General features: G+C 66.5%; 12 protein-coding genes. 9 read left to right on the forward strand and 3 right to left on the reverse strand.

Translation table 11 applies throughout. The features are described 5' to 3' along the window. Positions 1-301: 301 nt before the first annotated feature. Positions 302-3274: an excinuclease ABC subunit UvrA gene (gene uvrA / locus AC1DIN_RS14970; RefSeq protein WP_476810342.1), complete on the reverse strand. Its 2973-nt coding sequence runs from the start codon at positions 3272-3274 to the stop codon at positions 302-304. A 208-nt stretch (positions 3275-3482) separates the two neighbouring features. Between uvrA and AC1DIN_RS14975 the strand changes: the two genes are divergently transcribed. From AC1DIN_RS14975 to AC1DIN_RS14990, 4 genes are all read left to right on the forward strand, one after another. Continuing rightward, complete coding sequence (locus AC1DIN_RS14975; protein WP_476810343.1) at positions 3483-4151, forward strand: GntR family transcriptional regulator; 669 nt, start codon at positions 3483-3485, stop codon at positions 4149-4151. Positions 4152-4447: 296 nt separating this feature from the next. Further along, complete coding sequence (locus AC1DIN_RS14980; protein ID WP_441470971.1) at positions 4448-5014, forward strand: biotin transporter BioY; 567 nt, start codon at positions 4448-4450, stop codon at positions 5012-5014. A gap of 145 nt (positions 5015-5159) precedes the next feature. Next, positions 5160-5714 carry a hypothetical protein gene (locus AC1DIN_RS14985; RefSeq protein WP_476810344.1) on the forward strand — a complete coding sequence of 185 codons (555 nt, stop codon included), beginning with the start codon at positions 5160-5162 and terminating at the stop codon, positions 5712-5714. Between the two features lie 98 nt (positions 5715-5812). After that, positions 5813-6568, forward strand: a complete 756-nt coding sequence (locus tag AC1DIN_RS14990; protein WP_476810345.1) for a metallophosphoesterase family protein — start codon at positions 5813-5815, stop codon at positions 6566-6568. A gap of 181 nt (positions 6569-6749) precedes the next feature. Here the strand turns inward: AC1DIN_RS14990 and AC1DIN_RS14995 are convergent, their stop codons facing one another. Further along, a complete protein-coding gene (locus AC1DIN_RS14995) occupies positions 6750-6971 on the reverse strand; it encodes a hypothetical protein (protein ID WP_476765333.1) in 222 nt (73 codons plus the stop codon). Between the two features lie 323 nt (positions 6972-7294). Here AC1DIN_RS14995 and AC1DIN_RS15000 point away from each other — a divergent pair, with 323 nt between their 5' ends. Next, positions 7295-8032, forward strand: a complete 738-nt coding sequence (locus AC1DIN_RS15000) for an SDR family oxidoreductase (RefSeq protein ID WP_476765348.1) — start codon at positions 7295-7297, stop codon at positions 8030-8032. Here the strand turns inward: AC1DIN_RS15000 and AC1DIN_RS15005 are convergent. Continuing rightward, on the reverse strand, positions 7983-8924 hold the full coding sequence (locus tag AC1DIN_RS15005) for a LysR family transcriptional regulator (RefSeq protein ID WP_476810346.1): 942 nt from the start codon (positions 8922-8924) through the stop codon (positions 7983-7985). The two genes, AC1DIN_RS15000 and AC1DIN_RS15005, sit on opposite strands and share 50 nt — an antisense overlap. 333 nt (positions 8925-9257) lie before the next feature. Here AC1DIN_RS15005 and AC1DIN_RS15010 point away from each other — a divergent pair, with 333 nt between their 5' ends. The 4 genes from AC1DIN_RS15010 to ssb all read left to right on the forward strand — a co-directional run bounded on the left by AC1DIN_RS15010 (position 9258) and on the right by ssb (position 13215). Further along, the gene (locus tag AC1DIN_RS15010; RefSeq protein WP_476810347.1) at positions 9258-10250 is read left to right on the forward strand and encodes an ABC transporter substrate-binding protein; all 993 of its coding nucleotides are present in this window, start codon (positions 9258-9260) and stop codon (positions 10248-10250) included. Beyond that, a complete protein-coding gene (locus tag AC1DIN_RS15015; protein WP_476810348.1) occupies positions 10247-11104 on the forward strand; it encodes an ABC transporter permease in 858 nt (285 codons plus the stop codon). The genes AC1DIN_RS15010 and AC1DIN_RS15015 overlap by 4 nt, the downstream gene beginning before the upstream one ends. 119 nt (positions 11105-11223) lie before the next feature. Next, complete coding sequence (locus AC1DIN_RS15020; RefSeq protein ID WP_476810349.1) at positions 11224-12489, forward strand: 3-phosphoshikimate 1-carboxyvinyltransferase; 1266 nt, start codon at positions 11224-11226, stop codon at positions 12487-12489. 165 nt (positions 12490-12654) lie between these two features. Continuing rightward, a complete protein-coding gene (gene ssb / locus AC1DIN_RS15025) occupies positions 12655-13215 on the forward strand; it encodes a single-stranded DNA-binding protein (protein WP_441470979.1) in 561 nt (186 codons plus the stop codon). The last annotated feature ends 383 nt before the right edge of the window (positions 13216-13598 follow it).

A 13598-nucleotide genomic window follows, 5' to 3' on the forward strand; every position in this document is an offset into this window, starting at 1 on the left:
CCCAGGCCAACAAATAAATTCGGAGACTGATCGGCAGGCCGCCAGCGACGGAACACCAGTCTCGCACCTGTCAGCCGGGGCGTGCGGGCGTCCTTCAAGCGAAGCCCCGACAACGAAAGCCGCCGTGGCATCGACCTGCACCGCGAAGCTACTCGCCCCGCGATGGTCCCCGCCTCTCGGACCTGCACCCGATACGGGCCAAGCGAGAATAAGGGCCAAGTCAGCCCCTCGTGCTTACCTGATTAGGAATGAGAAGAAAAGGTGAACATTGAGAGTGACTGCAACATGCTGGGGACGGCTGTCACTCCGCCGCCTGCCTCGCGACCGTCTTGCCCTTCTTGATCGGCCGCCGATCCAGCACTTCCTTCAGGAAGCGCGCGGTGTGGCCCTTGCCGATCCGCACGATGTCCTCCGGCGTGCCTTCGGCCACCACCTGGCCGCCGCCGTCGCCGCCTTCGGGGCCCATGTCGATCACCCAGTCGGCGGTCTTCACCACCTCGAGATTGTGCTCGATCACCACCACCGAATTGCCCTGGTCGACCAGTTCGTGCAGCACCTCCATGAGCTTGGCGACGTCATGGAAATGCAGGCCGGTCGTCGGCTCGTCGAGGATGTAGAGCGTGCGGCCGGTGGCGCGCTTCGACAGTTCCTTGGAGAGCTTGACGCGCTGCGCCTCGCCGCCCGAGAGCGTCGTCGCCTGCTGGCCGACCTTGACATAGTCGAGCCCGACGCGCGCCAGCGTCTCCATCTTGTCGCGGATTGAGGGTACTGCCTTGAACAGGCCCTTCGCCTCCTCGACCGACATGTCGAGCACGTCGGCGATCGACTTGTCGCGGTACTTCACCTCCAGCGTCTCGCGGTCGTAGCGCTTGCCCTTGCAGACGTCGCAGGTGACGTAGACATCCGGCAGGAAGTGCATCTCGATCTTGATGACGCCGTCGCCCTGGCAGGCCTCGCAGCGGCCGCCCTTGACGTTGAACGAGAAGCGCCCGGCCTGATAGCCGCGCGCCTTCGCCTCCGGCAGGCCGGCGAACCATTCGCGGATCGGCGTGAAGGCGCCGGTATAGGTCGCCGGGTTCGAGCGCGGCGTGCGGCCGATCGGCGACTGGTCGATGTCGATGACCTTGTCGAGATGCTCGATGCCCTCGATCCGGTCATGCGGGGCCGGGTGGTCGATCGCGCCGTTCAGCTTGCGCGCCACCGCCTTGTAGAGCGTGTCGATCACCAGCGTCGACTTGCCGCCGCCGGAGACGCCGGTGATGCAGGTGAACATCCCCAGGGGAATCTCGACATCGACATTCTTGAGGTTGTTGCCGCGCGCGCCGACGATCTTGAGGCTGCGGCCCTTCTGCGCCTTGCGGCGCTTGGGCGGCACCGGCACCGACATCTCGCCGGTGAGGTATTTGCCGGTCAGCGAGTTCGGGTCGTCGAGAATGTCCTGCGGCGTGCCCTTGGCGACGATCTCGCCGCCATGGATGCCGGCGCCGGGGCCGACATCGACGACATAGTCGGCGGTCAGGATCGCGTCCTCGTCATGCTCGACCACGATCACGGTGTTGCCGAGGTCTCTTAGCCGGCGCAGCGTGCCGAGCAGGCGCTCGTTGTCGCGCTGGTGCAGGCCGATCGAGGGCTCGTCCAGCACATAGAGCACGCCGGTCAGGCCCGAGCCGATCTGCGACGCCAATCGGATGCGCTGGCTCTCGCCGCCCGACAGCGTGCCGGAGGCGCGGGCGAGCGTCAGGTACTCCAGCCCGACGTCGAGCAGGAAGGTCAGCCGGTCGCGGATTTCCTTGAGGATGCGCGGGGCGATCTCGTTCTGCTTCTTCGACAGCCGGGCGGGCAGGGCGGTGACCCAGTCCAGCGCGTCCTTGACCGAGAGCTTCGAGACCTCGCCGATATGGCGCATGTCGATCTTCACCGCCAGCGCCTCGGGCTTCAGGCGATAGCCGTTGCAGGCGGCGCAGGGCGTCTCGGACATGAAGCGGCCGATCTCCTCGCGCGCCCAGTCCGACTCCGTCTCCTTCCAGCGCCGCTCCATATTGGTGATGACGCCCTCGAAGGGCTTCTTCACCTCATAGCTGCGCAGGCCGTCATTATAGGCCATGCGCACGGCTTCCGTGCCCGTGCCGAACAGGATCGCCTTCTGCGCGCTCTCTGGCAGCTCCGACCAGGGCTTGGTCATCGAGAAGCCGAAATGCCGGGCGAGCGCTTCCAGCGTCTGGCCGTAATAGGGCGAGGTCGACCTGGCCCAGGGCGCGATCGCGCCCTTCTTTAGCGTCAACGCATGATCGGGGACGATCATGTCCGGGTCGATCCGCATCTCGTGGCCAAGGCCGTCGCAGACCGGGCAGGCGCCGAACGGGTTGTTGAACGAGAACAGCCGAGGCTCGATCTCGGGGATGGTGAAGCCGGAGACCGGGCAGGCGAACTTGGACGAGAAGGTAACGCGCTTGGCCTCGCCGTTCTCCTCCTTCTCATCAGCATATTCGAAGACGGCGATGCCGTCGGTCAGCTCCAGCGCCTGCTCCAGCGAATCCGCGAGGCGCGCGCCGAGATCGGGCCGGATCACGATCCGGTCCACGACGACGTCGATGTCGTGCTTGAACTTTTTGTCGAGGGCAGGGGCGTCCGGGATCTCGTAGAACTCGCCATTGACCTTGACGCGCTGGAAGCCGCGCTTCAGCCAGTCGGCCATCTCCTTGCGGAACTCGCCCTTGCGGCCGCGCACGACCGGCGCGAGCAGGTAGCCGCGCGTCTTCTCCGGCAGCTCGGTCATGCGGTCGACCATCTGCTGGACGGTTTGGCTCTCGATCGGCAGGCCGGTCGCGGGCGAATAGGGGATGCCGGTCCGCGCCCAGAGCAGGCGCATGTAGTCGTGGATCTCGGTGACCGTGCCGACGGTCGAGCGCGGGTTCTTCGAGGTCGTCTTCTGCTCGATCGAGATCGCCGGCGAGAGCCCATCGATCTGGTCGACATCGGGCTTCTGCATCATCTCGAGGAACTGGCGGGCATAGGCCGAGAGGCTCTCGACATAGCGGCGCTGGCCTTCCGCATAGATCGTGTCGAAGGCGAGCGAGGACTTGCCCGAGCCGGAGAGGCCGGTGAACACTACGAGCTTGTCTCTGGGAATGGCGAGATCGACGTTCTTGAGGTTGTGCTCACGCGCGCCGCGCACGGTGATGGCGCGGCTGTTCGGATCGGCCGTGCGGTTGCGGTCGAATATGTCTTCCAGCGCAGCGGCCTGGGCAGCGGCGGTTTCGGTCTTGCGGGCCATCGGGGCGTCCGTTGCGGTGAAGCGCTACAGATAGGGCAAAAGCCGGGCCTTTCCAGCCTCGCGGCGATCTGCCCGGCATGAATAGCACGCAGCCGTCCCGGCTGCTGCCGTCGTCCTGACAGAAAACGTCAGCAGCGGCGAGGTTCATGTGGGGACGATCCGGCGGATCGCAATCGACTCCGGTGCACGGCCGAATTATCTATAAAACATGACGAAGCCTGCCGAAGTCACCATCGCCGTCCGCATCGCCAGAACCCTTGCGGACAGGATCATCGCCGGAGCGATCGAGCCGGGAGCGCGGTTGCGGCAGGACCACATCGCGGAGGAATTCGCGACGAGCCATGTCCCGGTGCGGGAGGCCTTCCGCCGGCTGGAGGCGCAGGGGCTGGCGATCAGCGAGCCGCGCCGCGGCGTCCGCGTCGCCTCCTTCGACCTGTCGGAGGTGAAGGAGGTCGCGGCGATGCGCGCGACGCTGGAGGTGCTGGCTTTGCGCCATGCCGCGCCGCATCTCACCGCCGCCATTCTCGACGAGGCCGAGCGGGCCCGGCGCGATTGCGACGCAGCGACCGATGTCCGCGCCTGGGAGGAGGCGAATCGCCGCTTTCACCGCACGCTGGTCGCGCCCTGCGGCATGAGGCGCCTGCTCGCGACGATCGACGACCTGCATGCGGCGAGCGCGCGCTTCCTGTTTTCGGCCTGGCGCTCGGAATGGGAAGCACGCACCGATCACGACCACCGCACGATTCTCAACGCGCTGCGCAGCGGAGACCTTGAAACCGCGACGGCGACGCTGGCGCGGCACGCCCAGTGGATTGGCGAGCGACCCGTCCGCACCGCCTCGGGCACGACGCGCGGGGCCTTTGCGATCGTCGGGTGAGGGGGCAGAGCTGCGAACCCGGTCCTCGTAAAGATGCACATAACCCGGCCGTCATGCTCGGGCTCGACCCGAGCATCTCCGGCCGAAGAGGGCTCTCGGCGCCCATTCCGGCAAGAGATTCTCGGGTCCCTGCTGCGCTGCGCCCGAGAATGACGCTTGGGCCAGACGGAAGATTCCCAGGAATGCCAACCGGCTTCGCAACGAAGGGCGCGCTTGCCTTTTCCATCGATATATGGACTTTCTCATAGATCAAAGGTCAAAATTATAGATAATTTGACCTCGATGAAGGAGTGACCATGACCGATCTTGCCCTCAGCCGATCCTTCAGCCCGCTGCGGCTGGAAAGCCGCTCGCTCGCCTGGCAGGCCGGCGCCGTGATCGTCGGCAGTCTGCTGCTTGCGCTGTCTTCGCAGATCAAGGTGCCGATGTACCCGGTGCCGATGACGATGCAGACCTTCGCGGTGACGCTGATCGGCGCGCTTTATGGCTGGCGCCTCGGCGCCGTCACCGTGATCGCCTGGCTGGCCCAGGGCGCGATCGGGCTGCCCGTCTTCGCCGGCGCCGTCGGCGGCGCAGCCTATTTCGCCGGCCCGACCGGCGGCTATCTGCTGGCCTTCCCCTTTGCCGCAGCGCTCACCGGTTGGCTCGCCCAGCGCGGCTGGAACGGCAGCCGGGTCGGGCTCGCCTTCGCCGCGATGCTGGCCGGCAATGCGCTCTGCCTTGTGATCGGCGTGGCCTGGCTCGGCGTTCTCATCGGCCTGCCCAAGGCGGTCGCCCTCGGCGCAACGCCGTTCGTCCTGGGCGCCATCCTGAAGTCGGCCCTTGCCGCCGCCGCGCTCAAGGCCTTCGCTCCGCGCGGCTGAGCTGCGAACAACCCTCGCATCGCGACCCGGCGGGCTCGGCCTGCCGGGTTTTTCTATTCGACGTCCAGGATCCAAGGTGCCCGTCGTCGCATATGTCTCAGTTGGGTCGTTTGCGGACATTGCTTGCTGCGCCATAATTGACGGCATGAACGAAGCTATCTCGATCACCATTGCGCCGCTGATAGGCCTGCCCTGCTGGAGCGTGGGTCGAGTGCACGGAAGCATGATGTCTCTGGAATTTGGAGCGCCGCGCCTACACATCCGCGAGCCAATTGCCTCGCAGTCACCATCAGTACGGGTACGAGACCGGATGGCGCGCCGCCAAGTCAAACCCGTTGGAGAATGGAACCTTTGCGTCTCCGCTTGCCATTGGCGTGTGATCGCATTCGACAAAACGCTTGCAGAGGATGCTGACGCTCATGAACGGATCGAAGCGGCGGCGCGGACGGTGGACGGACAAAAGCTGACGGAGTTCGTCCTCGATACCTCAGGGCGCACCGCGATTTTTGTCTTCGATCTGGGCGCTACGCTAACGATCTGGCCATATGCGTCCGGCAACAAGGAACAATGGTCGCTATACCGCCCCGACGGCTTCGTTCTCACCTATCGAACCGATGGCCAGTGCAGTTTGGGTCCCAGCGTTGAAGAACCTGACTCGCGGGTCTGGCATCCTGTGTCGGGCGATGTGCACGTCCTATAACAGCGAGGACCGCAACGGATCGGAGGCAGACGTTATCAAACAAGGCTTGGATTGATCGGCATCGCCGGGCATTTGCGAATCACTGGAGCTTCCGAAAAATGCGCATCGCCGTTCTCGCCGATATCCACGGCAATGTCCTGGCCCTAGACGCCGTGCTGGAGGATCTGCGCCGGCGTGGTGGTGCTGAGCTGTTCGTCAATCTCGGCGACAGCGTCTCTGGTCCGTTGTGGCCGCGCGAGACTATGGAACGGCTCCAGGCGCTCAACCTCCCGACGGTGCGCGGCAACCACGACCGCCGCGTCGCCGCCGACCCCCATGACGAGATGTGGGCCTCCGACCTCTACGCTCGGGAGCGACTGACCGCGGCGCAGCGCGAAGTGCTTTTCACCCAGCCGCTTACACTGGAGATTGCGCCCGGCGTCATCGCCTTCCACGCTCGCCCCGACGACGACGAGAAGTATCTCGCCGATACGGTCGTCAATAGCCAGTTGGTGCGCGCTCCTTTGGCGGCGATCCGGCGCCGGCTGAAGGCGCTCGACCCCGGGTGCCGCATCGCGCTGTGCGGCCACAGCCACCGCGCGGAACTGATCCGCATCCCGGATGGTCCCATCATCTTCAACCCGGGCAGCATCGGCTGCCCCGCCTATGACGATTCCACACCACCGGCCCATGTCTCCGAGCAAGGCTCGCCGCACGCACGCTACGGTATCGTCACCTTGGATGGTGCAGGCCAACCGGACCTTTTCGAGGCCATCGCCGTCGACTACGACCACGAAGCGGCGGCGCGCCAGGCCGAACACGCGGGACGGCAGGAATGGGCCTGCGCGCTCAGAACCGGGTTTATGTCCGGCTGAGCGAAGCGCAGCCCGGGCTGCTCGAGCTTCACGCTGACCGGGCTTTTTCAACACAAGTGGTCGGAAGCCGACGTTCGGCGCGTGCGTCGGAGAATGCTTGCTTCCCGGCGGAAGGCCAGCCCCAACTGTTGGCGCATCACGGGCTGGGAGTGCAGACCCCGTCGGCGTGGATTGTGCTCGGTCAGGTTTTCTTGCCGGACAAGCGGGATGATGCGTCTGCAATCATCTCCCGACCATGTTGGGTCATGCCTTCGTTTCCAAGCAGTGATCCCGCCATCTTCACAACAAGCCCCCCTACCATGCGAAAGGTGCTCATGCCGGTCCTGCCCATGCTGCCGGCACCTGCAACTGCTTCGAGTTCGGCATCATTCAACTGAACAGAATTGTTGCGGTCGTCGCTCATGATCAGGCTCCCTCGCGTTTCATGGATTTGATGCGAGAATTAGGCGCGCTCATCCTTACAGGAGCCTTACTCCTCCGCGCGCTCGGGACGGGGCAGCTTCCGAAATGGGGCGCTAGCAGAAGTTGGCGGGTGGTCCGGAAGCTGGCCGATGCCGCGGCGCCGGCCTTTACCGCCAGCCCCGCGTCGGAGCAGTCCGTGGCATTCTCGGGGCGCGCCACCCTTCGTCTTCGATCGGCATCGCCGATGACATCATCGGTTCATTCCGTTTCCCCTCGAGCCGACAAAGCTCGAACACAGTCGGCAGATCGGAAATGGAGATCGAGATGACCGACCACAGAACGGGCCCGCGCCGCATCCTCATCGCCGGGGGGAGCTCGGGCATGGGCTTCGCCCTTGCGCGGCGGCTGATACGGGCCGGAGACCATGTGACGATCGTCGGCCGGAACCCTTCCCGGCTTCGGCGCGCGCACGATGATCTCGGGGCTTCGCCGCTGCTCACGACATTCGCAGCCGACATCACGTCCGAAGGCGAAGTGCAGGCCCTGTTTGCGGACGGGGACCTTTTCGATCACATCGTCTGCACGGCTGCCGACTTTACGGGCGCTTACGAACTGCTGCCTGCGCTCGATCTCGACGCGGCCCGGCGCGCCATCGACAGCAAGATCGTTGGCCCGATCCTGCTCGCCAAGCACGGCAGCCCGAGGCTCGCCGCCGGGGGATCGCTGACCTTCACATCCGGCATAGCGGCCTACCGGCCGATGGCGCGGGGAACGGTGGTCGCAACCATAAACGCGGCACTTGAAGGCCTCGTCCGGGCCCTGGCCGTCGAACTGGCTCCGATCCGTGTGAACGCAGTATCACCGGGCTGGGTCGACACGCCGATATGGCAGGCGGTGGCGGGCGAGCGGAAGGCGGAGGTTCTCGCCGGAATGGCGGAACGCCTGCCGGTCGGCCGCGTCGGTCAGCCGGAAGACATAGCCGATGCCGTAGCCTTCCTCATCGGCAACGGGTTCACGACGGGCACCGTTCTTCACGTCGAGGGCGGTCATCGCCTTGTTTGAGAGCACGCCGCGCTCGTCCCGTCCGGGCCAGGAGGAGCGTGAGGCCAGGCGACTGAACGCGTCGGCGACGCCATACCATGTCGAGCGTCGCCACGAGTTCGAACCCAGGCGATGGGATCGCGGCGACGGCACTGCGCGCGAGCGCTTCCCTCGCGGCGAGCCGAGGCACCAGGGCATAGCCGCTGCCAGCCGCAACGAGACGCACGATTGCCTCGATGCTGCCGACCTCCGCGAACGGCCTTGGCGGCGCCAGGCCGGCCCGGCGCCAGGCCTGATCGAACAGATGCCGGTAGACGCAGCCGGGCTCGGTCGTAATGAACGGCTCGGCGGCGAGGGCAACCGGATCTGAAGGAGGCGCGAAGGCGCTTCCGACAGCCGGCGGCCCGATCATGACCAGAGGCTCCCGAGCAAATTCCCGCCGAGCGAGCCTTTCGTCCAGAGCGCCCCTGCGGAACAAAAAGGCGATGTCGTTCGAGCCGTCGAGAAGGCGCTGCAGCAGGTGATCGCTGCCCGCCACCTCGATGCGCATACGAAGCTCGGGCTGGTTCTGTCGGAGGTCGGCGAGCAGCGCCGGCAGAACCTCCGCCGCAACGGTTTCGAGCGCACCTATGACAAGTGACCGGTCACCCGAGAGGCTCGCGATCTTCACCGCGGCCTGTGCGTCATCCATCGTCGTCAGGATTTCCTGGGCATAAGGCACCAGCGCCTCTCCGGCGGCCGTCAGACGAAAGCCCTGCTTGGAACGCAGGAACAGGCTCGCTCCCAGAGTGTCCTCGAGGATCTGGATCTGGTCGCTCACGCTGGATTGGGCAAGGTTGAGCTCGCTGGCCGCCCGCGTAGCCGTCCGACAGCGCGCGACAGCGAGGAAAGTCTGGAGCAGGCGCGGGGTCATGTTTCGTGAAACTAGATCATGTCCCCTGCCGATGCGATCACGATTCTCCGGCTGCTGGGGAGCGGAACTTCGTATCGCCCGCGTCGGGGCGCCAACGGACTGCCCCGCCACGTCGCTCGTTTCTCGTCGCAGCTGCGCTTCGCCGCCGTCACGCGCATGGTCCTGACGGGAGCTGACAGGGTAGGGTGTGGTTTCGCCGCTCCACTTGAGCGATGCTCCCCACAAAGAGGCCGGGAGAACGGATCAATTCGCCGGGCTCCGCGTTACAGCGCGAACCGCCTGCGCGATCGGCCCCGGCGGCTTCTGTCATGGTCAAGCGGGGGAGCGATGACGATGAAAGCCTTTCTTGGAGCCGCAACGCTTGCCATCGGCCTCGGGCTCGGCGCCCCGGCCATGGCCTGCGAGCTCGACCGCCCGTTGAAGATGGCGGGCCTCGACTACGATTCAGCCGCCTTCCACACCGCCGTCGCCAGCGCGATCGCCGAGCGCGGCTTCGGCTGCAAGGTCGAGCGCGTACCCGGCGCCATCGCGCCTCTGGTCAACGGGCTGGCGCGCGGCGATGTCGACATCGTCATGGAAATCTGGATGGCCAACCCGGTCGAGGCCTGGGTCAAGGCGGCCGAGGCGGGCAAGGTCGAACCGCTGGGCACCGCCTTCCCGGATGCCAACGAGGGCTGGTTCGTGCCGCGCTATCTGGTCTCCGGGCCGGACGCCAAGGCGCCCGACCTGAAGTCCGCTGAGGATCTCAAGCGCTACAAGGACCTGTTCGCCGATCCCGAGGAGCCGGGGAAGGGGCGCTTCTATAACTGCGTCGCCGGCTGGGTCTGCGAGGGCATCAACACCAAGAAGCTCGCGGTCTACGGGCTCGCCGGGGATTTCACCAATACGCGGGGCGGCTCGGGCGAGGCACTGGTCGCTGCGATCGAGGGCGCGCTCAAGCGCAAGCGTCCGGTGCTGTTCTACTACTGGGGGCCGAGCTGGCTGCTGGGCGCCTATGACCTCGTCAAGCTCGAGGAGCCGCCGTTCGACCCGGTTGTTTGGGCGGAGCTGAAGGCGAGCGACACCCCCAAGCGCGCCACCGCCTATCCGACGAGCAAGGTGGTGATCGGCGCCAATGTCGACCTCGCCAGGAAGGCGCCCCAGCTGGCGAGCTTCCTGAAGAGCTACGGCACGACCAGCGACATGACCTCGAAGATGCTCGCCGAGGCGCGCGAGAAGGGCGTCACGCCCGAGCAGCAGGCCGTGGTCTTCCTCAAGACGCAGCCTGACATCTGGCGCAAATGGCTGCCGGCCGATATCGCCACGAAGGTCGCGTCGAGCCTGTGACGACCGCTTTGGTGCCGGAGTTCGGCAAGGCGCTGCAGGCCGCCGTCAACCGCGGGGTCGATGCCGTCGTCACCGGCTATGGCGACAAGCTCGACGGCCTCGGTGCGACGCTGACCGCCCCGGTCCGGCTGGTCGAGACGGCGCTCCAGCACATTCCGGTTCCGGCTTTCGTCCTGGCGGTCGCAGCCGGCGCCTGGCTTGCGACGCGGCGGATCGGCTTTGCGCTGGCGATGGCGGCCCTGCCGGTGGCTCTGGCCGGGCTCGGCGTCTGGGGCGAGGCGATGCAGTCGCTTGCCCTGGTCGCGGTCGCCGTGCTGTTCGTCGTGCTGCTCGGATTGCCGCTGGGCGTCGCGGCGGCGCGGCTGCCGCACCTCGGCCGGGCGCTCGCGCCGCTCTACGACCTGATGCAGACCATCCCGAGCTTCGTCTATCTGATCCCGGTGGCGATGGTGCTCGGCCTTGGGCGTGCGCCGGCACTGGTCGCGACGCTGATCTATGCGCTGCCGCCCTTCGCGCGGCTGACGGAACTTGGCCTGCGCGGCGTCGATCCCGGTTTCATCGAGGCCTCGCGGGCGCTGGGCCTGAAGCCACGGCAGACCTTCTGGCTGATCGAGCTGCCGCTCGCGCGGCTCACCATCCTGCAGGGGCTGAACCAGGCGATCATGATGGCGCTCGCCATGGTCGTGGTCGCTTCGATGATCGGCGCCAAGGGACTCGGAGAGATCGTCCTGCTCGGCCTGCAGCGGGCCGATCCCGGCCTCGGCTTCGTCGGCGGGCTCGGCATCGTCCTGCTCGCCGTGTTGCTGGACCGGATGGCGCAGGCCGTCCTCGTGTCGCACCGGCGGGACGGCTGATTTTGGGGCGGAGCGCGGGGTCGCTCGCCGCTTCGTCCGCGACAAACCAAGCCGGCCACGCTATGAGCTTGCGCGCGCCGTTTCGGCGCAGGCTTTGAAACGGGCGAAGGTTACGGACCATGAATGCGACGGTCGCACTGACGATCGTTCCGCCTGGCGCGCCGCTGCGGGGCCGGGTGGAGCCCCCCGGCTCGAAATCGATCACCAACCGCGCCTTGCTCGTTGCGGCGCTGGCCGGCGGCACCAGCCGGCTCACCGGCGCCCTGAAGAGCGACGACACCCGCTACATGGCGCAGGCGGTCCGCGCGATGGGCGTCACGGTCGACGAGCCCGATGAGACCACCTTCGTCGTCTCGGGAACGGGCCGGTTGCAACCGCCCGCCGAGCCGCTCTTCCTCGGCAACGCCGGTACCGCGACACGCTTCCTGACCGCAGCCGCCGCGCTGGTCGACGGCACCGTGATCGTCGACGGCGACGAGCACATGCGCAAGCGCCCGATCGCGCCGCTGGTCGAGGCGCTGCGGACATTGGACGTGGCGGTGACGGCTCCGAGCGGTTGCCCCCCGGTTACGGTCCAGGGGCAGGGGAGCTTCCCTGCCGGGCGCGTGGAGATCGATGGCGGCTTGTCCAGCCAGTACGTGTCCGCGCTGCTGATGGCGGCGGCCTGCGGGCGTGGCCCGGTCGAGATCGCCTTGACCGGCAAGGAAATCGGCGCGCGCGGCTATATCGATCTGACGCTGGCGGTGATGAAGGCCTTCGGGGCGATAGTTTCGCAGCCGGATCCGGCGACATGGCGGGTGGAACCGACCGGCTATAAGGCTGCCGACTTCCTGATCGAACCCGATGCGTCCGCCGCCACCTATCTCTGGGCGGCCGAGGTGCTGACCGGCGGTGCCATCGATCTCGGCGTCGCCCCCTCGGCCTTCACCCAGCCCGACGCGGCCGCGCACAAGATCATCGCCAGCTTCCCGCACCTGCCGGCCGTCATCGACGGCTCGCAGATGCAGGATGCGATTCCCACTCTCGCCGTGCTCGCGGCCTTCAACCAGCGGCCGGTTCGCTTCGTCGGGATCGCCAATCTGCGGGTCAAGGAATGCGACCGGGTGGCGGCGCTGGCGCAGGGGTTGTCGCGCATCCGGCCGGGCCTCGGCCGGGAGGAGGGGGACGATCTTCTGGTCGCGTCCGATCCGGCCCTCGCCGGGCAGACCCTTCCCGCGCGGATCGACAGCCATGCCGATCACCGCATCGCAATGAGCTTCGCGCTGGCGGGCCTCAAGCTCAACGGCATCACCATCCTGGACCCCGCCTGCGTCGGCAAGACCTATCCGGGTTATTGGCGGGCGCTGGCTTCGCTCGGCGTCAGGCTGGAAGGCGACCTGCCGTAGCCTTCCGGCAGTTCGTCTGCGGCGACCGCCTGGCGGTGTGATTCGACAGGGGAAAACCACTCGAACAAAACGAGAACATCATTGATAATGCCTTAATCGGCCGATAGGGTTCGGCTCCGGTCGAGCGGCCGGTTTGTGTGAAGTGCGCAGGAAATGGAGCCTGTCATGGCTGGTAGCGTCAACAAGGTCATTCTGGTCGGCAATCTCGGGCGCGATCCCGAAGTGCGCCGCCTCGGCAGCGGCGAGCCTGTCGTCAATCTGCGCATCGCCACCTCCGAGACATGGCGCGACAAGCAGAGCGGCGAGCGCAAGGAGCGCACCGAGTGGCACTCGGTCGTGATCTTCAACGAGAACCTGGCGAAGGTTGCCGAGCAGTACCTGAAGAAGGGTTCGAAGGTTTACATCGAGGGCCAGCTCCAGACCCGCAAGTGGCAGGACCAGTCCGGCGTCGAGAAATACACCACCGAGATCGTGCTGCAGCGCTTCCGCGGCGAGCTCACCATCCTCGACAGCCGCCAGGGCGGCTCGGATGAGTACGGCGAAGGCGGCGGTGGCGGCGGCTACATGGACGATCGTTCGGGCGGCGGCGGCTCCTTCGGCCGCTCCGGCGCGATGGGCGGTGGCGGTGGCGGCGGTTCGCGCCAGCCGGCCATGTCGGGCGGTGGTGGCGGCGGCGGTGGCGGCCGTTCCTCGTCGACCCATCTCGACGACGATATCCCGTTCTAGGGCCCGTTCCGATCAGCTTGCACCGCGAGCCGATCGCTAAAGCCGTATCTTTCCAAAAGTGAGAGCGGATTCACCGATCAGGTTGATTCAACCTGATCGGTGAATCCGCTCCAGGTCGGCGCGCGACCGAATTCGGGCGCCCGATGACGCCATTTTCTTGCATATCCGGGAGGCTGGCCGAGAGCCTCCCGCTCAGCGGCTGGTCCTGCGTCCAGCGGGCGCTTCGCCGTCGTCAGCGATGGCGCCAATGCGGCGGACGCCTGCGTTGGCGGCGCTGCCGCGGCGGCTGTCCGTGCTGCCGCTGGCGATTGTAGTATAGTTGCGGCCGCTGGCTGAAGGCGACATCGGCCTCATCCAGCGCGCGCGCCATCTCTTCCCCGATG

It is taken from the genome of Allobosea sp. 05T438, from assembly GCF_056396025.1.